A 20,521-nucleotide genomic window follows, 5' to 3' on the forward strand; every position below is an offset into this window, starting at 1 on the left:
TTCACAGGCAAAAAAAGAAGGGCGCCTCAAGCGCCCTTTTTCTTTTTTATAAGCTTTTTTACAGAGCTTTCTTAAAGCGACAGTTTAAGGCCTTCATGACTGTCGGTGAAACCAAGCGACTGATAAAAACGCAGCGCATCGGAACGGGATTTGTCCGTGGTGAGCTGCACCAGCCCGCAGCCCCGTTCGCGGCATTTCTCGATAGCCCATTCGATCATCTGACGACCAATGCCGCCGCCGCGAATATCGCTCGCTATGCGCACACTTTCGATCTGGCCGCGCCATTGGCCCAGGCGGGACAGGCCCGGAATGAAGCTCAGCTGCATGCAGCCAATGATCCGCCCGTCATGCTCGACCACGGCCAGAAACTGGTTCGGATCGGCGTCGATGGCTGCGAAGGCATTCAGATATTCGTCGCGCAATGGCAGACTGGCGTCTTCGCGCTTTGCGCCAAGCCCGTCATCGGCAAGCATGGCGACGATAGCCGCCACATCTGCCGATGTTGCTTTTCTGATGGCAATGGCAGCCGGAGCCACCATCAGACCGCGATGCCATGCAGATCGTAGGCGTCGCTCGCTTCGATCTTTACAGTCACAATGTCGCCGACGCGCAGCGGTCGGCGCGACTGGATATGCACGCTGCCGTCGATTTCGGGTGCGTCATAGCGGGTGCGGCCCTTGGCAACGGTGCCGTTTGCCTCGTCAATAATGACCGGCAGACGCTTGCCGACTTTCTTCTTGAGAAGATTGGTGGATATCTGCTGTTGCTTAGCCATGAAACGATGCCAGCGGGCTTCCTTGATTTCTTCCGGCACCTGCTCAAGACCAAGATCATTGGCCTTTGCACCCTTGACCGGCTCATATTTGAAGCAGCCCGCGCGTTCGATCTTGGCTTCGTCGAGCCAGTCGAGCAGCAGCTGGAAATCCTCTTCCGTTTCACCCGGATAGCCGACGATAAAGGTCGAGCGTACCGCCAGATCAGGGCAGGTTTCACGCCATGCCTGAATGCGGCGCGAGGTCTTTTCCTGATGGGCTGGGCGGCGCATGTTTTTCAGAACCGCAGGCGAAGCATGCTGGAACGGAATATCGAGGTAAGGCAGAATTTTGCCCTCCGCCATCAGCGGAATGACTTCGTCGACATGCGGGTAGGGGTAGACATAGTGCATGCGCACCCAGACGCCCATGTCGCCCAGTTCGCGCGAAAGGTCGAGGAATTTTGTGCGGACCGTACGGTCCTGCCACATGGCTTCCTGATACTTGATGTCGAGGCCGTAGGCGCTCGTATCCTGAGAGATAACAAGGATTTCCTTGACCCCGGCGCTCACCAGCTTCTCGGCCTCGCGCAGCACCTGATCGATCGGGCGCGAGACGAGATCGCCGCGCAGCGCCGGAATGATGCAGAAAGAACAGCGGTTCGAGCAGCCCTCGGAAATCTTCAGATAGGCATAATGGCGCGGCGTGAGCTTCACACCCTGCGGCGGCACCAGATCGACGAACGGATCATGCGCGGGCGGGGCAGCTTCGTGCACGGCACTCATGACGCTTTCATAGGCCTGTGGGCCGGTGATGGCGAGAACATTCGGGTGACGTTCGCGGATGACCTCCGGTTCGGCACCGAGGCAGCCGGTGACGATCACCTTGCCGTTTTCGTTGAGAGCGAGGCCGATGGCATCAAGCGACTCATCGCGGGCAGAATCGAGAAAGCCGCAGGTGTTGACGATCACCAGATCGGCGCCGTCATGCTTGCGGGAGATTTCATAGCCTTCCGAGCGGAGGCTGGTGATGATGCGTTCGGAATCAACCAGCGCCTTCGGGCAGCCAAGTGAAACGAAACTGACGCGCGGTGCGCTCATTGGGGGAAACCTTGCAAATTTCGGAAATTGCGCGCGCAATACCACGACCAAGGGGCCAAGGTAAAGCTTGGATGCCGGGTAGTGTTGCCGCAGCCAGGGCCGCAGCATCGAAAAGCGGCGGGTTGTTATAGGCAATAAAAAAACCGGGACTCGAGGTCCCGGTTTCATAACATCCTGTGAAACAGGCTTATTCGGCAGCGTCGGCGGGAGCAGCGTTCAGCAGGCCGTAGCGTTCTTCACCGATCTTGGACAGCAGGTCGAGCTGGGTTTCGAGGAAGTCGATATGACCTTCTTCATCCGCCAGAAGCTCGTCGAAAAGCTGCTTGGAAACGTAGTCGCCGAGTTCGTCGCAGATTTCGCGCGACTTCTTGTAGGAAGCACGAGCGTCATATTCACCGGCAAGATCGGCTTCCAGAACTTCCTTGACGTTCTGGCCGATGCGCAGCGGTGCGAGAGTCTGCAGGTTTGGGTGACCTTCGAGGAAGATGATGCGGTCGATGATCTTGTCAGCGTGATGCATCTCTTCGATGGATTCTTCACGCTCTTTCTTGGCAAGACGCGTGAAACCCCAGTCGTTCAGCAGGCGGTAGTGCAGCCAATACTGGTTGACGGCGCCGAGCTCGAGAAACAGAGCCTCGTTAAGCCGCTCGATGACCTTTGGTTCGCCTTTCATTCCATGAACTCCCGAATTTGTCGCGTAGAGAACGTACACGATCCATGAACTGGATAACGTTTTCGTCCATTTGGTTGTGACGAAGATGATACTCTTCAGTCACCCTTATGATCGTTTCTACGACGTTTGGGAAGCAGCCGCAGCAGCGGCCGCGCTTGGACATGGCATTATAGACGGTGCCGGGGACGATAAGCTGCCAGCAGTCCTGATCGAGAAGTTCGATCACAACTGCTTCGATATCTTTATCTGTGATGACGTTACAGCTGCAAACTAGCATGAGATGGATACTCCCATGCCGTTTTGGCAGTAAAAACCCGACGCGGAATGCGAAAAACGGAGGAAGTTTACCTGATTGCCCGGTACTTCTACTTCAAGATCGCTGCTGGAAACGCGCAGCGTTATTTTACTGGTGGCGCAAGGCCAAGATGAACCGGACAATGGTTCCTCCAATTGCAAGGGTTAAAGGCCCGAACATTAAAGGTCTATTTCGACGGTCTGTTAAACTCGCCAAACTAGGTCAGGTTATGGCTGGCGAGCGGGGTATCTGTCAAATTCTATGTTTTTGAAATGTTCTAAAAAACAATAACTTAGAATCATTCTAAATATGAGTTAACTACCCATGTTTAAACACTAATTGTCTGTTAAAATGCTCTATCGGGAAGGGCGTTGAAGCGATGCCGATAGAGGCTGTGCCATTTCGCCGCACCCATGTGGAAAAGGTGGGCGTGGCAATGGCTTGAAGCGTAATCCGATGGCTTTTTCGAATTTGACGTTTGAAACAGCTTATGTGTCAGCCGGGATTAAAACGCCAAATTCAATCCACTAGGCGCCTTCGACGGCACTGAAGCCTTCAAACTGCGGTGGTCCGAGATAGAGAGGCTTGTTGGTTCCGGCATTGCGATGCGCTTCGCGGAACTGTTCCGACTTGGTCCAGAAGACAAAGTCTTCGCGGCTGCGCCAGACCGTATGGGAAGCATAGAGCGTATAGCCTTCTTCCTCATTGGTTGCGCCGCGCAGCAGGTGGAACGTTTCAAAGCCCGGCAAATCGGAAAGCGTGGAATCGCGGTTTTTCCAGACGGCTTCGAAATCGGCTTCGCTGCCGACGCGCACCTTGAAGCGATTCATGGCTATGAACATGGCTCATCCTTTTCCATTAGGTTTGGACTGGCTTTAGATCGACTATATGGGTTTTCGGGCCGGCATGGCCAGAAAACTGAATTCGAATTTCAGGCGCGTGCGGGGTCAAGGCCGCACGCGCCGCGTCGCATCTCGGGATCAGAAGGCCACAGCCGCGGTCAGAAGGTGGGCCAGTCTTCACAGATGCGACGGTTAAAACGGGCGATCAGGCGCCCGCCATGGTCAGAACTGGAACTGTGTCGCTACGAGGAACGTACGACCCTGACCGGAGCCTGATGTGCTCAGGAATGGCGTATAGCTCTTGTCGAACAGGTTATTGACCTTCAAAGTCAGATCGACGTTCTCGGTGAACTTGTAATTGGCGAACACATCCACGAGGCCATAGCTGTCGGACTGGGTAACGCCGGTGTAACCGACGGTATCGCCGCCCGAAACATAGGAGTAGCGACCGCCAACCGTCAGCTTGCGCTCGAGGAAGCGTGCGCCGCCGCTGACGGAGAAGACATCATCCGGCATGTACTGACCTGCACCGAGACCTGGGGTCTGCGCCGGAAGTTCCGACTTCGAGTGGGTATATGTAATGCCGCCGAAGGCCATGCCTGCGTCATACATCGCTTCGAGTTCGAAGCCGCGCACCTGCGAAGTGCCGTCGACATTGACGAACTGGTACTTGCGATAGGTCGGGTTGAACGTGGACGTGATGTAGTCCTCGACATCCATGTCGTAATAATCGGCCTTCAGACGCAGCAAGTCTCCAGCAAGAAACAGATCGTCTTTCTTGAGGTTTACGCCGATTTCCCAACCCTTCTGGGTTTCAGGCGATAGGGTCGGATTCGGCAGGAAGCTGACGCTTGTCGAGCCGGGATGGTTGCCGCCCAACATGGTTTCCTGCAGCGTTGGCGAACGCATGCTCTGGGAATAGGTCACGTATGGCTGCAACCAGTCGGTCGCGTTGATCGCCAGCGTGATTTTCGGATCGAGGCGCTGCTTGGAAATATCGACGTCGTAGAGGCCGCCGTCACCGAAATTGGCAAGGCCGGTATCGGCGCTGCCAGAAGTGTTGAAGAAGTCGTAGCGCAGGCCGGCGATCAGGTCGACAATGCCGTAGCTGAAGGTGGTTTCGGAGAAGACTGCGCCGTTGCTGCTGCGTCCGTCGACTGGATTGACGCCGGAATTGTCGCCCGAAATGTTGTCGCGGAAATATTCGACGCCGTAGTTCCACTTGACGCCCACTTCGCCGACATTGAAGCGCGATGTGTTCGAAATATCGAAGCCATAGCCCTTGTCGGTGATGCCACGGCCTGTCGCGCTGCCCGGAAGGCCCGTGGACAGGCTGTTGTAATAGGTCATGTCGAGGCGATTGTAGTAAGCGTTGACATGCAGGTCGATCAGGTCGTTATCCGACGGATTGTAGGTGTAATTCGCCGTGAACGTCTTGTTCTTGACGTTCTGATCGTAGGAATTGGCACCAAAATCGTTGTTGTAAAAAACACCGCCAAGCGCCAGCTTGTGATCTTCGCCGAAGCCGAACTCGGTTTTGACGAGCCCGGAGGTCAGTTCCTGACCGGTATCCGGCTGTTCAACGCCATCGCCATTCTTGTAATTGTTGGAATCGCGGCGGCTGATGGCTGCGGCAACGCCCATCGAATTGACGCGCGCACCGGCGGCCAGCATTTCAGAGAAACCGACGCCGTTGCTGCCCCACGAGGCGCGTCCGAGAACACCATATTGCTGGCCCTGACGGACGATGTCATCCACGCCGAGCGTGCGGAAATTGACGCTGCCTGCGAGCCCGCCGCCGCCGGTGCCGGTCACTGCGCCGCGCGAAATGTCGATATCGGCGAGAAGGTTCGGATCGACATAGGTGAAGCCCTGCGCCTCATGGCCGGTGAAGCGGAAGTTCTGACGAACGCCATCGACCATCATGTTGACGCGTCCAGAACCTTCGAAGCCGCGAATATTGACGGCCACGCCCGGCTGGGAGCCGTTCATGCGGGTGAAGACGCCCGGCTTGTCGCGTAGCACATCGTCCAGCTTCACATCGCCGTTGCGGCGAAGCTCTTCGCTGGAAACAGTGCTGACGGCGGCGGGCGTGTTGTAGGTCGCATCACCCCTGGCGCCATCGCCCCGGATGGTGATCGTCTTTAGCCTGACGTCGTTTTCGCCTTCGGCTGCTTTTTGCTCCTGCGCCCATGACTGCGATGCCATCGCGACAAGAATGACTGCGAGCCCGCTGCTCGCCAGGAATGAACGCTTGTGTACCCCACCAGTCGCCCGCATTGCTGTATTTCCTCTGCGCAAATGTGCTCCCCCGCCGACCTGAGACACGGCAGGAAGCCCTGAGAATTCAATTGTTTAGAATGCTTCCAATATGGAGGCAGCTCTGCTGGCTGGCGAAGACGAATTCTTCGTGGCTTGCGCTGGAAGGGCGAGATTTAAACTTGACTCGATTAATCCAGTAATGCAGTGATTAGTAAACATGACTAGTGATGTCAACAAATCAATTTCGCGATGAACAGGCGGATATGGTTTTGTGAAAACGGGGCTTCCGAGCGGAGCTTTCAAGTCAACGTCAGGGCGATAAAATGAACAGGCGTATTCATATCGACATGCAAGTGCGTTTGCCCCGCGGGCACGCCGCCGACCGTTCTGCCAATCGCATGATCGACGGTCCGGCAGGCGACAATACTGGCGACCGAACGGGGCGTTCGGTTGAGCGCACCGCGCCGCCGATTCGCGCGACCCTGAAAGAAGCGCAGATCAAAATTTATGGCAGCCGCGAACTTTTCGACGGCTCCCGCGAGGTAGGGATAGAGCATGGCGGATCGCTCTATCGCCTCAAGATTACCCGCCAAGGCAAGCTCATTTTGAACAAGTAGGCACGACACACATGACGCAACATTCCAAGCCCTCCCCAGAGCAGATTCTTCAGGCACGGGCGGACAACCCGAAGGCGCGTGAACGCGATTTCGCGCAGAGCCTCGGTATTTCAGAAGCTGATTTCGTTGCTGCCCATTGTGGCCTCGGCGACGATGCCGCCATTTCGGCCCGCCGCATTCGCGTGGATGTCGAGACATTGCTTAAGCGCGCATCGACCCTTGGCGAAGTGATGGCGCTGACGCGCAACGAAAGTGTCGTGCACGAAAAGATCGGACCGTTCGAAAAGGCCGTTTGGGGCCCGCATGCGTCGATCGTGCTGGGCAAGCAGATTGATCTGCGTATTTTCCCGAAGCATTGGGTGCATGGTTTTGCGGTTCGCAAAAAGGACGGCGAGGAACTGCGCCGCAGCCTGCAATTCTTCGATGCCTCCGGTGAGGCCGTTCACAAGATTCACCTGCGCCCGGCATCCGATGTTGAAGCCTATGAGGCGCTTGTCACCGAACTTCTGCTTGATGATCAGTCGGGTTCTATCGAAACGACCGCGATTGCGCCGAAAGGTGCAAAGGCCAATGTCGCGCTTGTCGATACCGATGCCTTCCGCGAGCGCTGGAGCGCTTTGACCGATGTGCATCAGTTCATGGGGCTGCTGAAGGATTTTGGCGTTGACCGCCATCAGGCCATGCATCTTGCCGGACAGGATTTCGCTTGGCGTGTTGATCTTTCATCCGTGGAAGCGATGATGAACCACGCTGTGCAGCAACAGCTGCCGATCATGTGCTTTGTCGGCAATCGCGGCTGCATCCAGATCCATACCGGCCCGATCCATGAGATCAAGATGATGGGCCCATGGCTCAATGTGCTTGATCCGACCTTCCACATGCATCTGCGTCTCGATCACATTGCCGATGCCTGGGTCGTGCGCAAGCCGACCAAGGACGGTCATGTGACTTCGCTGGAAGCTTACGACGCCAATGGCGAACTGATCGTGCAGTTCTTCGGTGAGCGTCACGAGGGTGAGGCGGAATTGGCCGACTGGCGCATGATTGCTGAAAACCTGCCGCGTCTTCCCCGGTCGACCGCTGCATAGGACGCGCATCATGTCTGTCATTTCAGCACGTTTCATGCGCGTTGGGGCTGTCGCCGCTTTGGCTTGGTCATTGGCAACCGGCATTGCCGGTGCCGATACCGTCGAGCGTTTTGCCGATACGTCCCGCATTGTTTCCGTCGGCGGGCCGCTGACGGAGATCATCTATGCGCTTGGCGCGGAAAAGATGCTTGTCGCACGCGACCAGACCAGCACCTATCCAGCGGAATCGAAGGCTCTGCCAGATGTCGGCTACATGCGCCAGCTGGCGCCCGAAGGGGTGCTGTCGGTCAACCCGACCGGCATCTTGCTCATTCAGGGCAGCGGGCCGCAGGACACGCTGGAGGTCTTGAAGAAGGCCTCGGTGCCGATGGTCATCGTGCCGGAAGATTATACCGGCAAAAGCGTCATTGCGAAGATCGAAGCTGTCGGCAAGGCGCTTGGCCTCGAAGACAAAGCCAGGGCGCTGGCGGATAGCGTTGCGAGCGATCTTCAGGCTGCTGAAAAGGCCGCCGCTGCGCATGAGCAACGCAAGCGCGTGCTGTTCGTTTTGAACGGCGCTAGTGGGCGTCTGATGGCGTCTGGAACGGGTACGGCGGCTGACGGCATGATCAAGCTTGCAGGGGGTGTGAACGTCATCACTGGATATCCCGGTTACAAGCAGCTGACCGATGAAGCCATCGGCAAGGCCGCACCGGATATGGTTTTGATGATGAACAACGGTGGTGACGGTGTCGGTCCGGATGAACTTTTGAAGAACCCGGCCATTGCAAGCACACCTGCGGGCCGCAACAAAAATGTCGTCGCCATGGACGCGCTTTATCTGCTGGGCTTTGGCCCGCGCACCGGTGCTGCCATTCGTGAATTGTCGGCAAAACTCTATGGTGCGCCAGCAGCGCAATAATCGGATCACGCATCCGACATGAGGAATAAGCAAATGACCAGCCAAGGCCGTGTGGCAGGCGGAGAGCCCTTCACCATGCGTCATCGAGCCGGAGACAGTCGGAAGAACGCCGGCTCAAACAGCGCAAAGGTCGGGGATCGCACGCAACGCGCGCGCATGGTGCTGGTCGTGCTGGCGGTTGTCCTCTGCCTGACAGCTTTGTTCAGCCTCACGGCAGGGGCTTCGGATGCTTCGCTTCTCACGCTGCTGCGCGGGTTTGCTGGCGGCGAGGGCGCGGAAACCTTCCAGCGTGATCATCTGATTATTATGGAAATCCGCCTGCCGCGCATTATCCTCGGCATGTTGATCGGTGCGGGGCTTGCCGTGTCTGGTGCCGTCATGCAGGGCCTGTTCCGCAATCCGCTTGCCGATCCGGGTCTGGTGGGCGTGGCCTCGGGCGCCAGTCTTGGTGCGGTGTCGATGATCGTATTGGGCGGCACCGTTCTGGCGCCTGTTATCGCCGTTCTCGGCATCTACGCGCTGCCATTGGCTGCCTTCTTCGGCGGCCTTGCCACAACCTTGTTGCTCTACCGGGTTGCGACCCGACGCGGGCGCACCTCTGTTGCCACCATGCTTTTGGCGGGCATCGCGCTTGGCGCGCTGGCGGGGGCTGCGACCGGCGTTCTGGTCTACATGGCCGACGACCGGCAGTTGCGCGATCTGACCTTCTGGGGTCTTGGTTCGCTTGCGGGTGCGACCTGGAGCAAGATCGTCGCTGCCGGACCCATTATCGCCGTGGTGCTGATTGCAGCGCCAATGCTGGCGCGCGGTCTCAACGCTCTGGCATTGGGCGAAGCCGCCGCCGGACATCTCGGCATTCAGGTGCAGCGCATCAAGAATGTCGCCATCGTTACCGTGGCTGCGGCCACTGGCGCGACCGTGGCGGTAGCGGGCGGCATTGGCTTTATCGGTATCGTGGTGCCGCATATGCTGCGTCTCAGCATCGGCCCGGATCACCGCTATCTTCTGCCTGCGTCGGCTCTGCTGGGTGCCATACTGCTGTTGCTGGCCGATGCGGTCAGCCGCACCATCGTTGCACCGGCGGAATTGCCCATCGGCATCATCACCGCCATGTGCGGCGCGCCGTTCTTCCTCTGGATATTGCTGCGCCAGCGCGGCCTTCTTGATCTGTGAAACTGTCATGATTGAAACCAAGGCACTCAGTGTTCGTCTCTCGGGCAAGTCGATTATCGAGAACATCGATTTTACGGCGCGCGCTGGAGAGGTGACGGCAATCGTCGGTCCCAACGGATCGGGCAAGACGACGCTTTTGCGCGCTCTTTCCGGCGATGTGCCCTTTACAGGCGGTGCCTTTCTGGACGGGCGGTCATTTAAGGATATCAAGCCATGGGAAATGGCGGCGCGTCGCGCGGTGCTGCCGCAGGCGAGCGCCTTGTCCTTTCCGTTCACGGTACGCGAGATCGTCGGCCTTGGTTTGACAGGCGGCTATAGCGGCCTGTCGCGCGATCTGGAAACTGGCTTGCCCGACCTCGCCTTGCAGCGGGTGGACCTTGGCGGCTTCGGCGGCAGGCTCTATCAGGAACTTTCCGGCGGCGAGCAACAAAGGGTGCAACTCGCCCGCGTGCTTTGCCAGGTCTGGAGGCCCGTGGTCGATGGCTCCGCGCGTTATCTTTTTCTGGATGAGCCGATTTCGAGCCTCGATATCCGGCACCAGATCGTTGTGATGGAGATCGCGCGGGATTTTGCCGCTGAAGGCGGCGGCGTGATCGCCATTCTGCACGATCTCAATCTGACGGCCATGTTCGCCGACCGGATCGCGGTGATGTGTCAGGGCAGGCTCGACACAATCGGCTCCCCGCAGGAGGCGCTGACCGATGAACGGCTGGAACGGGTTTATGAATGCGCGCTGCGGGTAGGGGTGCCGCCTGCGCGTGGTGTGCCCTTCGTGCTGCCGCAATCGGCCTATCGCGCCGCCGCTGAGTAACCTCAACGCATTAAAAAAGGTCCGGTTTTCACCGGACCTTTTGCTTCTCACGCTGTCGCAGGATTAGCTCGCGACGCGCTGTTCTTCCATTTCATCGAGACCGAGCAGGGCGCGTACATTCGGGCGGGCTTTTACGAGGTCTGAAATGCTGTATTTCATCAAGACGCCGAAGAAGGCGTTCAGCGCTTCACGCAGCGCTGAGTTAAGGGCGCAGCTATCGACCAGTGGGCACTCGGTCGCATCGTTTTCAAAACATTCCGCCATGGCGAAATTTTCTTCGGTGACGCGCACGACATCGAACAGGCTGATATCGTTGGCCGCACGGCCAAGGCGCACGCCGCCATTGCGACCGCGCACGGTTTCTACCAGCCCGTTTTCCACGAGCGGCTGCAAAATCTTGAAAAGAAAAAGCTCCGAAACGCTGTAAGCGCGAGCAATTTCCGGAATGCGGCTCAGCTTGCCTTCATTCGCGGCACAGTACATGAGTATCCGAACGGCATAATTCGTCTGGCGAGTAAGGCGCATGACAGTTCCTTTCAGCACGTCCAGAGCATTTTCAAACCCGACCAAGTCAGGTCGGAAAATGCCCTCGCTCTTTGTATCCTGGTTCCAAAATCTGGACCGAAATTTCGGTTGAACTCCACAAAGCCGCGCCGAGAACACTCTCAGCTCATGGCATTTTCATGGAAACCGGATTTCCTTGATGGCCCAGTTTAGAATCATTCTTAATATATACGAGGTCTTTCACCACATTTAAAGTGGAAAAAACGAGTCGTATTTTTCTGATTGCGAGCCCTCCTGTGCCCGGCTTGCATTTCACTGGCAAACGTCGATCCACTCGGCGGTTACCAATGCGGCCATCCTGTCAGGCGCAATACGAACCGCGCTGTTGGTTGCCCCCGCTGCCGGAACCACTTCCTCGAATGCTTTCAGCGAGACATCGCAATAGACGGGAAGCGCGCTCGGCAAGCCGAAGGGGCACACGCCGCCGACTGGATGGCTGGTTTCGGCCAGTACGGTGTCGGCGTCCAGCATACGCGGCTTGGTGCCGAAGCGATCCTTGAACTTGCGATTGTCGATACGCGCATCGCCGCGTGTGACAACAAGAATTGTCTGGTCCTTGGTCGAGAAGGAAAGCGTCTTTGCGATCTGGCCAGGTTCCACGCCGTGCGCTTCTGCAGCCAGAGCTACGGTCGCGGTGCTGGTCGGCAATTCGATGACTTCGACTTCGGGCGCCTTGTCAGCAAAAAATGCCTTTACGGATTCCAGACTCATGGCTTCCCTTTATGATGATAATTAAACTCAAGTTTATGTCTCATTAACGATGAGAGCAACCCTAGAACTGTTATAATTTTGGTGGAATTGGTCAATTGAATAATAATTGCCGATAAACGACGAAATGCAGATCGGATGGACAGCATGATGTGGCGCAGATGCTATTTTTTCCCGCACGGACTTGTTTTGAACACATTGGCCACCTATATCGCTCCCATCGGCAAAGCTTAAGAGCGCTGGACGCGTCTGTTGCTCGCTATTGCCGCCATCGTTTAATGCTTTTGACCACGGATGTACTGGCACTGGTAGGAAAGCGATGGATCAGGAAGGTCGGTGCGTTTTCGCCCCGGCCTTTTTTGTTTTCCGGCGAAGTTGCGGTTCCCCTGAGAGATCGTACAGAACGGTCGCGATCAAGTTGACGCGGCGATAAAAGCTGCTAAGAAGTCACCCGTTGAGTGATTGGTTCGCAAATCGGTGATTTGCTGCTTTTCCCGCTGAGGGAAAAGAAGACATTACAATCACTTGGAGGGGTGGCCGAGCGGTTTAAGGCACCGGTCTTGAAAACCGGCGTGCAGGAGACTGTACCGTGGGTTCGAATCCCACCCCCTCCGCCAGAGCCAAATCCATTCTCCGCCATGTTGCGCTATTTCTCTTGCATTTCCGGGCGTTTTTCCTCACTTCACTATCCAGCGCGATCTACCGCCAGCTACGTCAAGCTTCACATTTTGTGTATATGATGTGTATAGCGGCCTTCGGGAATGTGTACATCGCGCAAAGTGCGATGTGTATACGGTCTGGGAGGGCTGATGCTTACAGATACGGCCATAAAAAAAGCGAGGGCAGGCGATAAAGGTTATCATCTGACCGATTCCCAAGGGCTATCCATTTTTGTGACGCCTGCTGGCTCAAAGGTCTGGCGTTTCCGATATCGGTTCGCCGGTAAACCCAAAGTGCTATCTTTCGACTCCTATCCCGAAGTTTCGCTCGCGGAAGCGAGGCAGCTCCGCGATGAGGCGCGGAAGCTCGTCAAGGCCGGGAAAGATCCGGCTGTAGAAAGACGGAAATTAAAAGCAGGCCTGCCAGATCCCGACGCAAACACATTTGAGAGGGTGGCGCGAGACTGGTTCGAGCTGCAGAAATCGTCTTGGGTCGAACGGCACGCGGATGACGTGATTACCAGCCTGGAGAGGGATGTTTTTCCTGACCTAGGTTCAACCGCGATAAACGACATCACTCCGCCTGACGTGCTTGAAGTGCTGAGAAAGATCGAAAAGCGCCCTGCAATCGAAACGGCACATAGAGTTCGGCAGCGCATGTCTGCTGTGTTTGTTTTTGCCATCGCTAGCGGCAAAGGATTGAATGATCCTGCTGCAATCGTTCAAAAAGCACTCACGCCAATCCAGAAAGGACGCCAGCCTGCCGTCGCGACATTGGCCGAGGCGCGAGAGATAATTGCAGCACTCGATCGTGAGCCTGCACATCCCGTTACTCGGCTCGCCATGCGGCTGCTGGCGCTGACCGTTGTTCGCCCCGGCACATTGATTACCACGCGGTGGGATGAGCTGGCAGACGTGGATCCAGAAAAACCAATATGGAGGATCCCGGCAGCGCGGATGAAGCTGCGCAAAGCGATGAAGGATGATGATCGCAACGATCACGAGGTTCCGCTATCGCGCCAAGCATTGGAAACGCTCAAGGCGGTGCATACTCTGACCGGAAAGGGTCCTTATGTTTTTCCGAATGCTCGGCATGCACACAAACCAATGAGTGAAAATGCGCTTGGATATCTTCTCAATCGGGCGGGATTTCCTCATAGGCATGTGCCGCATGGCTGGCGGTCAACATTTTCGACGGTAATGAATGAAGAGTTTCCAGCCGAAAGGTTCGTTATCGACGCCATGCTGGCACATAAGCCGAAGGACAAGGTCGAGGCCGCGTACAATCGAGCCCAACACATGGTTCGCCGCGCTGAGCTGGCGCAGATATGGGCCGATAAGTTGTTAGAAGGTGCGTTACCTGCCGCCGATCTTCTCGGCGGACGTAGGCGGTCATCTCCGACGATATTTGGGGAAATCGGGGAATAAGAAAAGAGCGGGGGAACCCGCTCTCTAATGCCTTGGCAGTTCTTCGATCCACTGCTGAATCTCGTCTGAACGCCACCTGACACAGGTGGGGCTGAGCTTAACCGCCTTTGGAAAGCTGCCTTCGTTAATTTTCTTGTATATGGTTGCCCGTTGGATTCCTGTGATCTTTATCACTTCCTGCAGAGGCATCAACCGAGTGGTCTCGCAGTCAAACATGGTTAGCCTCCTTTAACCGCTTATCCTTCGCCGCATTGTCGGCTTCGGCCTTCTCGGCGCGTTTCTTCCACTCGTTGATTTCGGAAACGCTTTCCATGGTGTTGAGGGTTTCAAACCGCTCAACAATGCGCTGGATCATGCTTGCCGGGTCTGGAGTATGCCGGTCAGGATCATGATCGGTGCAATAACGGTATTCGCCGTCACCGCCTGTTTTCAGGTCGATTTCCTGCACCGCTTCGGAATAGCCGTCACGCTTGCCAAGCTCATAGGCTTCATCGCTCTCCGCCCGTTCCGCCGCCAATAGCTCCTCAGCCTGCGAGCGGGTGTCAACCTTCGCGCATGTCAACGCTAGTATTGCCGCCGCCTTCGCCACCTCGTAAGTCGGGCCGTGCAAGCGACCTGAATTTTTGTAGTTGGACATACTTCGGGCAATGTTCTCGGCAGTCGCCTCGATATCAATTTCCAGTCCCGTATCTGTAGCGGCTGGCGCGGGGCGGGGCATCACTGGAGAAGTCATACCGCGCTCATCCCGGCTCAGATCAACATTACCGCGTACCCATGACTGGCGTTGCTCTTCCAGCATTTCTGCCTGTTGCTCTGGTGACAGGGCGTTGAAAGCAGCAACGGCTTTCTTCAAAAGATCTTCACTCGCCATGACGGTCGCCTCTCTTTGGTGGGGTGACCGCAATAATCTCATTCGCGGCTTGAATAACGCTGGCAACCGATGAAAATGTGCGAGTGGGCACAAGGTTATCGCCGTCAAAATCGCAGAAATGCCCCATCACAAAGTCTTCTAACGCCGACCATGCATCTTGTTCATCCCATTCGGGCTCATAATAGCCCACCATAGAGCCGACCATAACGGTGCCCTTGCGCGGGTGAGATGGTGGACTCATCACCATTGAGCGGCCTTGGCGCGTGGTGAAAAGGATCTCTGCACCTCTCTTGTGAAGCCAACTGTTTCGGCCTTCATAAGAGGGGTGGCAGCGTCTGCGTTCCCAATGTTTCCGCTCGCCAATGAAACCATGATGATAATTCTCATGCGGTTTGGCCTTAAACTGCTCGCGCGTGTCGCCAAGCAACAGCAGGAGAGGTGCGGCGCGTTTAGATAGCTTCTTCAACGTGCGCAGGTTCATCCCGGCACCTTTTGAGATTGTGCAGAGAGGCGGTCGAGCCGTTCGATTTCAGCGAGGATGAGAGCGCCTGCCTTGACCAGATTTCGGCGATAGCCGTCAGGCTTCCACCAAACGTCAGACCAAGGCCATTTCAAAGGGACTGTGGGGAGATGCGTTCGTTCCTTGTCAGAAATGTAGCATGACGCTGCACGGGCCATTTCACCACTGCTATGCTGATCGTCGTGCTCTGGCGTCCAGCCTTCTGCATCGATCTGACGGCAGCGCTCGACCAACACGTCGCGCGCTGCGTTTGTCTGGTCTTGGGCAACCGCCGCCATGGCGCGCCATAAACGGCAAACGAGATTGTCATGTGTCTCGCTTTCTTCCCAGACAAGATCGAGCGCGGCTTTGACCATTTCTGGGGTTGCTTCGAAAGGGAGTGCCATGGCGGGAGATACGGACAGCCGTGTCGCTAATCCGTTCTTTTCGCTTGTGGCATTGAACTTGGCGGCAATTGCCGCATCCAGATCAATTCCAGCGTCCATCGCGACAAGGTCTGTGCAGATGACGATATCAGCCAGTTCCTCGGCAAGATGCTCTTTCGTGTCGCGGGATCCTACGAGCCCTATGCGCTCACGTTCCAGCTTCTTGATGACGTTGCATGCCTCGCCGACTTCACCGGCAAGCTCGGTGGCGCGAAATGTCATCGAAACACGTTCGCTGCCGGTGTTCCATTCCTGATCGCGGGCGACATTGGCCGCGCGCAGTTCGGCCATGCTCATGCTGCTTCTCCAAATTTGATGATTTCGCCATTGTCGCCATGAGCTTCCAGAATGTGCGGAACGCGGCGCACCTCGGCCTCGGCTTCGGCACGGGTGTATTTTCCAGCACCCGATTTGGAGCTGGAGTAGCCGCTGTAGTTTGTGCGGTAATAGAGGTTGTTCTTCCGCGACCAGATCAGATAGATGGGCTGCCCATCGAACAGGATGCGATCAAGCGTCTCCGCGCGCCGATAGTTGCGATTGGCGATGGCCTTTCGCAATTCAGCTTCTAAGCGATCACGTCGGGTGCGACGCTGAACTTTTGAGCGCAGGTCGACTGGCTGTTTAGCATAGAGATCGAAAGAGGATTTGTTGCGTAGGGATCCGCCCGCGATCACCCACCACATACTGTTGATGTTGTAGTACGCTGTTCCACGCAAGTAGCGTCCGCAATCACCTCGAAACCAGACAGTCTGGCCGTGGTCGAGCAAGCGACCATCGGCGGTCTTGCGGTTGTAGTCGTCGCTCCATGTGGGGCGTCCGAGTTCTTTGACTGTATGCCAGCTTTCCGCGTAGTCCTTCTGGATTCTCTCCATGGGGGAAAGACAAGTCTTGTCCCGGTAGGAAACCGAAACTGGGGCCAGCTTTTCGAGCCATGCGATCAGGCGACGAAATTCCAGTCGCGTGCGCTGACGGTCGAGATACGGCATACGCTTCAACTTATCGAACTCGTAACGCGGGCCGTTTCTGTTCGTGCCGGGTGTCGCGGCCTCAGACCAAAATTCGAGTTCAATGCAGCGTCCGCAGATCTTGATTTCAGCACGCAACTGCCCTTTCGCGGCAATGCGATAGCTTTTTGAAATGCGCCGATGATGCTTGTAGACCTGCGGATCCGCCGTTACCCGCCATCCTCGTTTCTGAAAGCTTTTCAGGATCGGCTGAAAAACTTCCTGATTGAACGTCGAGTCCTGGGCGTTGTCCTGCCAGATACCAAAATGACTATCGTGGATGTTGATGCTGATCGGAGCACGGGTCATGGTTCGCCTCCCGGCATATCATTGTGTTCAATTCCGTCGAGCAATCGACCGGCGTTACGTTTGCCAATGCGCGAAACGGTGTCGTCCTCGATGTCGTCACACCATGTCGGGCGATAGGACTCACCCCAGTGATCGGTTTCCCAGTCTCGGTGATCGAACCGGCTTATTTCCGCGTCGTCGCCGAGTGCCCAGCCGTCAACTGCTCCGACCTGCGGTGCCCATTCGCCCCATTGTTTGAAAAAGAACGGCACCTCAGCAGCCGCGCACTGATCGCGCAGAGATCGTGCCCAGTCAGGATGCATCGGGCGGGCATCAACTCCGCTCTCACCGCCAGCGACAACCCAGTCGATTCTGCTTAACTGCCAAAGCGGTTCGCCGATCGTTTTGGGGTTCGCGAGCGCGTCCCTTATATCCACGGGGCCGAGCAGCGGCTCTGCACTGATCCAGTGAACAGCCGCCGGCGTTGTTAGCAGGTGCGGGATGCGTTCATTGGCGCGGACTTGATCTTCCACGGAAACGCCAAGCCAGACGTTAGGAAGTGGCAAGTGCGGCCAGATACCCGGTGATCGCAACGGGAAATCAAACTGTGCTTGTGCGGCTGCGAGGCGATGCTCTAACAATATGGTTGTCAGATAGGCTTGCATCCGTTCCGGACGCTTCGTCAGCACCTGAAATATGTGCTGTGGGCTGCAAGCCATCACCCCGAAAATCTGGTCGAGCCAAGCATCATCAACGCCTTCAGCGAAGAGATCGCCGTGCGCGCAAACGAAGATCCGGCGAGGGCGTTTCCAATGAAGGGGCTGAAACAGCCATTCTGAGTTGAAGCGCAGGTTACCGTTCCATACAGGACCGGCTTTCGTGTCGATTGTCAGGCCTGCTCGTGAGGGATGATGAGCCAGCCGCGTGCCGGCAAGTTTCATCGCGTAGCAGTTGGTGCATCCGGGTGAGACGACCTTGCATCCCGTTATCGGATTCCAGGTGGCATCGGTCCATTCAATTTTGGTGTTGTCGGCCATGTCAGTGCGCCTCGCCGACTTTCACGAAGCGCGCAGCGCCGTGCGTATGGCCTTCGAACCGAAACGCTACGTCATTACCCCACCAATAAACATCAACGCTGTAGCTGCCCGGTTCGAGCGGACTATTGATCCCGTCGCCGGTTTCGATCAACTCATTGAGCGAACTGCTAAGGGTCTGGGTATCGTTGTGGTAAAAACAATTAGCCTTACTGGGGTAGTCACCATCGATCCAAAATGACCGATCTTCTGCCAAGTGCAGGGTGTATGTTCCATACTGTTCGGTTGGTTGAAAGCGGACGATATCGCCAGCCGAAATTTTGAACAGAAGATGCTCTTGATCTTCGATGCCACCGTCGGGGCGAAGGTCGTCCTTACTCTCCTTCGGAATGACGATGTACGAGCCATCGTCGCATCGATGAATGAAGTCGGTCGGGTGCCGAAGCGGTGCTGGGACATATTCGTCCATCCAATCTGCGGGCAGCCATGTCAGCTCGTAGGATTTCTCGCTCATATCAGCCCCGCAATTTGCAGACCGAGCACAAACCCAGCTGCTGAACAGCATCCGAAAACCGCCAGCATGACGCGGAACGTCGTTTCTCGATCTTCGATCTTGTAGTTTGCAGGCAGCGAAAACCCCGCCTCGGTGTGGAATTGGACTTCATCACGCATGGCGGTCGATCCTTTTGATCGACTGGCGACGGGCGAGGGCAGCGGCCCGTTGACCAAGCTTCGCAACGATTTCGCGGGAAAAGCCATGGTTTTCAAGAGTTTCAGGCGTAACGTTCTCGCCTGCAAATGCCATCTCGCGCATCTTGTCGGCGAGGCGGCTCTCAACGTTGGTCATGCAGCTTTGCGGAAGTTTGGAAGTGGTTTTAGGCCGAAACTGGATCATAATTTCTCTCCATATTGCCGGGCTGAATGGTTCATCAGCGCGTGATGAGAGAAAACGTATAGTTAAACTAAACATTTTGCAATGGCGATGGAGTCAAAAAGTTTAGAATAACTGTACATGTATGCAGCCAGCGCGACCGTGAATGAGAATCATTGATTTATTCGCATTTAGGGGTGGCGTTTTTGCCCATCTCTTGTGAGCGAGAAATCACTGGCCACAACATCTAGCGGCGGCAAAATGACGTTAACTTTTCAGTGCCAAAGTTCTTGTTATGTTCTCATTTCTGAGTCATCCTGACGCACATAAAAAGCGTACAGGGAGTAATGAGTATGGGCATGCAAACCAATTATATCGTGCAGAGCTACATCAAGATTAAGGGCGGGGGCTTGCGGCCAGATACGCCTTTCATCGCAAAGGATGCAGCGCATGCGAAGCGAACGGCTGAACGTATGGCGGCGATCAGCCCCATGGTTATCGCCTTCACGAATACCGGCGATGCAGACACAGGCGATTTTGATCCGCCAAAGCTAATATACGCCCATGGAGACCAATTGCCTCCAGAAGTCGAAGAGATGGAGCGGGTCTAATGTTGGACGGGGGGATTGTTGAAGAAGGCAAACGCCTCGTTATCGAACTAGCCAGCGTGTACGTTGCATGCGACGATTGCGGGCATTCCCGTATCCTGCATCTTTCCAATTTGCGGAAAGTCGCAGATTTGGGTGTGCAGGATTTTCGTGAACTATGTAGGAAGATCCGGTGCGGCGAGTGCCCGCCAAGGCCTCCGCACGCTCGCAACCTCACCATTCGCCCATATTGGCGCTGTGACGAGGTAGATCAGACGTTCGCATGAAAGACGATCTTGTGAACTGAGAACACGCGGTCTGCGTCGAATTCCAATTCCCGTTCTTCGCCTTCGTCAGGATTATACTGATACAGGCGAAGAACACGCGACGACCGGGATTCGAAGCGCTTTATGTAGCTCTCGACCGGATTGTCGTCGCCGTCTTCAATGAGCTGCGCAATCACGTCATCGCCAGCGCGCACGGGAAGGTGAGGGTTAACCCACACGGTTTCTCCCGCAAAATAGCGCGGTTCCATCGATGTTCCGTATACCATTACCGCATAGGCGCCTTCTACGCCTTCCAGCATCGGCGGGCAGAAAACTCTTCCAATTTCCGTGCCATTCAAAATGAAACGGCCGTTCGGGCCTCCGGCTGTCTGGCCTAACAATGGAATGGAGTGATCCTGCGGAAATTCTTGGTATCGTGGCGGGAAACTTGCATTCGGTTTTGGACGAACGTTTTTCTCTATGTCGAGCGTAACTCCGCTTTCAAGCCAGGCAATATCGCGTCCCGTAGATGCTGCAATGGAAAGGAGTACGTCGTGGCGTGGCCGGGTCTTTCCTGATTCCCATTGAGCGACAGCGCCGCGAGTTTTCCCGGTGGCGTCAGCTAATTGTTGTTGCGTAAGGCCGGCGTCTTCGCGGGCTTTCAAAATTCGGTCTTTGAGTTCCATGTGAACAACATAACTTTCCGGGTGCGGAAAATCGTCGCTAGTCTGCCTTGACGTAAGTTTAGTTAAACTGTACGTTCCAGCTGCAATAACCAGCAG

25 protein-coding genes and 1 tRNA gene are annotated in these 20,521 nt (G+C 56.0%); 8 read left to right on the forward strand and 18 right to left on the reverse strand.

What is annotated here, in order from left to right:
* Positions 1-71 precede the first annotated feature (71 nt).
* From HWD97_RS03590 to HWD97_RS03615, 6 genes are all read right to left on the reverse strand, one after another.
* Entirely contained in the window at positions 72-539 is a 468-nt protein-coding gene (locus HWD97_RS03590) for a GNAT family N-acetyltransferase (RefSeq protein WP_109367519.1), read from the reverse strand.
* Complete coding sequence (gene rimO, locus HWD97_RS03595; protein ID WP_121538809.1) at positions 539-1,852, reverse strand: 30S ribosomal protein S12 methylthiotransferase RimO; 1,314 nt, start codon at positions 1,850-1,852, stop codon at positions 539-541. Before rimO ends, HWD97_RS03590 begins: the two co-directional genes overlap by 1 nt.
* 187 nt (positions 1,853-2,039) lie before the next feature.
* The gene (gene bfr / locus HWD97_RS03600; RefSeq protein WP_109367517.1) at positions 2,040-2,525 is read right to left on the reverse strand and encodes a bacterioferritin; all 486 of its coding nucleotides are present in this window, start codon (positions 2,523-2,525) and stop codon (positions 2,040-2,042) included.
* Positions 2,491-2,802, reverse strand: a complete 312-nt coding sequence (locus tag HWD97_RS03605) for a bacterioferritin-associated ferredoxin (protein ID WP_109367516.1) — start codon at positions 2,800-2,802, stop codon at positions 2,491-2,493. Before HWD97_RS03605 ends, bfr begins: the two co-directional genes overlap by 35 nt.
* 545 nt (positions 2,803-3,347) lie before the next feature.
* Entirely contained in the window at positions 3,348-3,662 is a 315-nt protein-coding gene (locus tag HWD97_RS03610) for an antibiotic biosynthesis monooxygenase (protein WP_109367515.1), read from the reverse strand.
* A 222-nt stretch (positions 3,663-3,884) separates the two neighbouring features.
* A complete protein-coding gene (locus HWD97_RS03615) occupies positions 3,885-5,942 on the reverse strand; it encodes a TonB-dependent receptor domain-containing protein (RefSeq protein ID WP_371834701.1) in 2,058 nt (685 codons plus the stop codon).
* Positions 5,943-6,322: 380 nt separating this feature from the next.
* Here HWD97_RS03615 and hemP point away from each other — a divergent pair, with 380 nt between their 5' ends.
* The 5 genes from hemP (at position 6,323) to HWD97_RS03640 (ending at position 10,514) form a co-directional block, all read left to right on the forward strand.
* Positions 6,323-6,541 carry a hemin uptake protein HemP gene (gene hemP, locus HWD97_RS03620; RefSeq protein WP_109368004.1) on the forward strand — a complete coding sequence of 73 codons (219 nt, stop codon included), beginning with the start codon at positions 6,323-6,325 and terminating at the stop codon, positions 6,539-6,541.
* 11 nt (positions 6,542-6,552) lie between these two features.
* Positions 6,553-7,629, forward strand: coding sequence for a hemin-degrading factor (locus HWD97_RS03625; protein WP_121538811.1), 1,077 nt, complete (start codon positions 6,553-6,555; stop codon positions 7,627-7,629).
* Positions 7,630-7,639: 10 nt separating this feature from the next.
* Complete coding sequence (locus HWD97_RS03630; protein WP_109367512.1) at positions 7,640-8,530, forward strand: hemin ABC transporter substrate-binding protein; 891 nt, start codon at positions 7,640-7,642, stop codon at positions 8,528-8,530.
* 75 nt (positions 8,531-8,605) lie between these two features.
* Complete coding sequence (locus tag HWD97_RS03635; RefSeq protein ID WP_235858992.1) at positions 8,606-9,703, forward strand: iron ABC transporter permease; 1,098 nt, start codon at positions 8,606-8,608, stop codon at positions 9,701-9,703.
* Positions 9,704-9,710: 7 nt separating this feature from the next.
* Complete coding sequence (locus tag HWD97_RS03640; RefSeq protein ID WP_109367510.1) at positions 9,711-10,514, forward strand: heme ABC transporter ATP-binding protein; 804 nt, start codon at positions 9,711-9,713, stop codon at positions 10,512-10,514.
* Between the two features lie 63 nt (positions 10,515-10,577).
* On the opposite strand, the gene rirA is transcribed toward HWD97_RS03640, so the two are convergent.
* Together rirA and HWD97_RS03650 are read right to left on the reverse strand one after the other, a co-directional pair.
* Positions 10,578-11,039, reverse strand: a complete 462-nt coding sequence (gene rirA, locus HWD97_RS03645) for an iron-responsive transcriptional regulator RirA (RefSeq protein ID WP_109367509.1) — start codon at positions 11,037-11,039, stop codon at positions 10,578-10,580.
* Between the two features lie 291 nt (positions 11,040-11,330).
* Positions 11,331-11,789, reverse strand: coding sequence for a YbaK/EbsC family protein (locus tag HWD97_RS03650; protein WP_121538813.1), 459 nt, complete (start codon positions 11,787-11,789; stop codon positions 11,331-11,333).
* 524 nt (positions 11,790-12,313) lie between these two features.
* Here HWD97_RS03650 and HWD97_RS03655 point away from each other — a divergent pair.
* Positions 12,314-12,403: transfer RNA gene (locus HWD97_RS03655), tRNA-Ser, on the forward strand.
* A 192-nt stretch (positions 12,404-12,595) separates the two neighbouring features.
* Entirely contained in the window at positions 12,596-13,873 is a 1,278-nt protein-coding gene (locus HWD97_RS03660) for a tyrosine-type recombinase/integrase (protein ID WP_371834702.1), read from the forward strand.
* A gap of 24 nt (positions 13,874-13,897) precedes the next feature.
* Here HWD97_RS03660 and HWD97_RS03665 read toward each other — a convergent pair whose 3' ends face one another.
* From HWD97_RS03665 to HWD97_RS03705, 9 genes are read right to left on the reverse strand one after another with little or no spacing between them, the layout of a single operon-like run.
* The gene (locus tag HWD97_RS03665) at positions 13,898-14,089 is read right to left on the reverse strand and encodes an AlpA family transcriptional regulator (protein WP_025090253.1); all 192 of its coding nucleotides are present in this window, start codon (positions 14,087-14,089) and stop codon (positions 13,898-13,900) included.
* Complete coding sequence (locus tag HWD97_RS03670; RefSeq protein WP_371834703.1) at positions 14,082-14,744, reverse strand: hypothetical protein; 663 nt, start codon at positions 14,742-14,744, stop codon at positions 14,082-14,084. The genes HWD97_RS03665 and HWD97_RS03670 overlap by 8 nt, the downstream gene beginning before the upstream one ends.
* Complete coding sequence (locus tag HWD97_RS03675; protein ID WP_371834704.1) at positions 14,734-15,225, reverse strand: hypothetical protein; 492 nt, start codon at positions 15,223-15,225, stop codon at positions 14,734-14,736. The genes HWD97_RS03670 and HWD97_RS03675 overlap by 11 nt, the downstream gene beginning before the upstream one ends.
* On the reverse strand, positions 15,222-15,986 hold the full coding sequence (locus HWD97_RS03680; protein ID WP_371834705.1) for a MazG-like family protein: 765 nt from the start codon (positions 15,984-15,986) through the stop codon (positions 15,222-15,224). Before HWD97_RS03680 ends, HWD97_RS03675 begins: the two co-directional genes overlap by 4 nt.
* A complete protein-coding gene (locus HWD97_RS03685; protein WP_371834706.1) occupies positions 15,983-17,002 on the reverse strand; it encodes a hypothetical protein in 1,020 nt (339 codons plus the stop codon). Before HWD97_RS03685 ends, HWD97_RS03680 begins: the two co-directional genes overlap by 4 nt.
* A complete protein-coding gene (locus HWD97_RS03690) occupies positions 16,999-18,018 on the reverse strand; it encodes a DUF5131 family protein (protein ID WP_371834707.1) in 1,020 nt (339 codons plus the stop codon). The genes HWD97_RS03685 and HWD97_RS03690 overlap by 4 nt, the downstream gene beginning before the upstream one ends.
* Position 18,019: 1 nt before the next feature.
* Positions 18,020-18,529: a hypothetical protein gene (locus tag HWD97_RS03695; RefSeq protein WP_371834708.1), complete on the reverse strand. Its 510-nt coding sequence runs from the start codon at positions 18,527-18,529 to the stop codon at positions 18,020-18,022.
* Positions 18,526-18,687, reverse strand: coding sequence for a hypothetical protein (locus tag HWD97_RS03700; protein ID WP_371834709.1), 162 nt, complete (start codon positions 18,685-18,687; stop codon positions 18,526-18,528). Before HWD97_RS03700 ends, HWD97_RS03695 begins: the two co-directional genes overlap by 4 nt.
* Positions 18,680-18,862, reverse strand: coding sequence for a hypothetical protein (locus HWD97_RS03705; RefSeq protein WP_371834710.1), 183 nt, complete (start codon positions 18,860-18,862; stop codon positions 18,680-18,682). Before HWD97_RS03705 ends, HWD97_RS03700 begins: the two co-directional genes overlap by 8 nt.
* 383 nt (positions 18,863-19,245) lie before the next feature.
* On the opposite strand from HWD97_RS03705, the gene HWD97_RS03710 reads away from it, so the two are divergent.
* A complete protein-coding gene (locus HWD97_RS03710; RefSeq protein ID WP_371834711.1) occupies positions 19,246-19,497 on the forward strand; it encodes a hypothetical protein in 252 nt (83 codons plus the stop codon).
* A gap of 247 nt (positions 19,498-19,744) precedes the next feature.
* Here the strand turns inward: HWD97_RS03710 and HWD97_RS03715 are convergent, their stop codons facing one another.
* On the reverse strand, positions 19,745-20,425 hold the full coding sequence (locus HWD97_RS03715) for a helix-turn-helix domain-containing protein (RefSeq protein ID WP_371834712.1): 681 nt from the start codon (positions 20,423-20,425) through the stop codon (positions 19,745-19,747).
* Positions 20,426-20,521: the final 96 nt, after the last annotated feature.

The sequence above is a fragment of the Ochrobactrum sp. C6C9 genome, assembly GCF_022627935.1.
Taxonomy (GTDB): domain Bacteria; phylum Pseudomonadota; class Alphaproteobacteria; order Rhizobiales; family Rhizobiaceae; genus Brucella; species Brucella teleogrylli.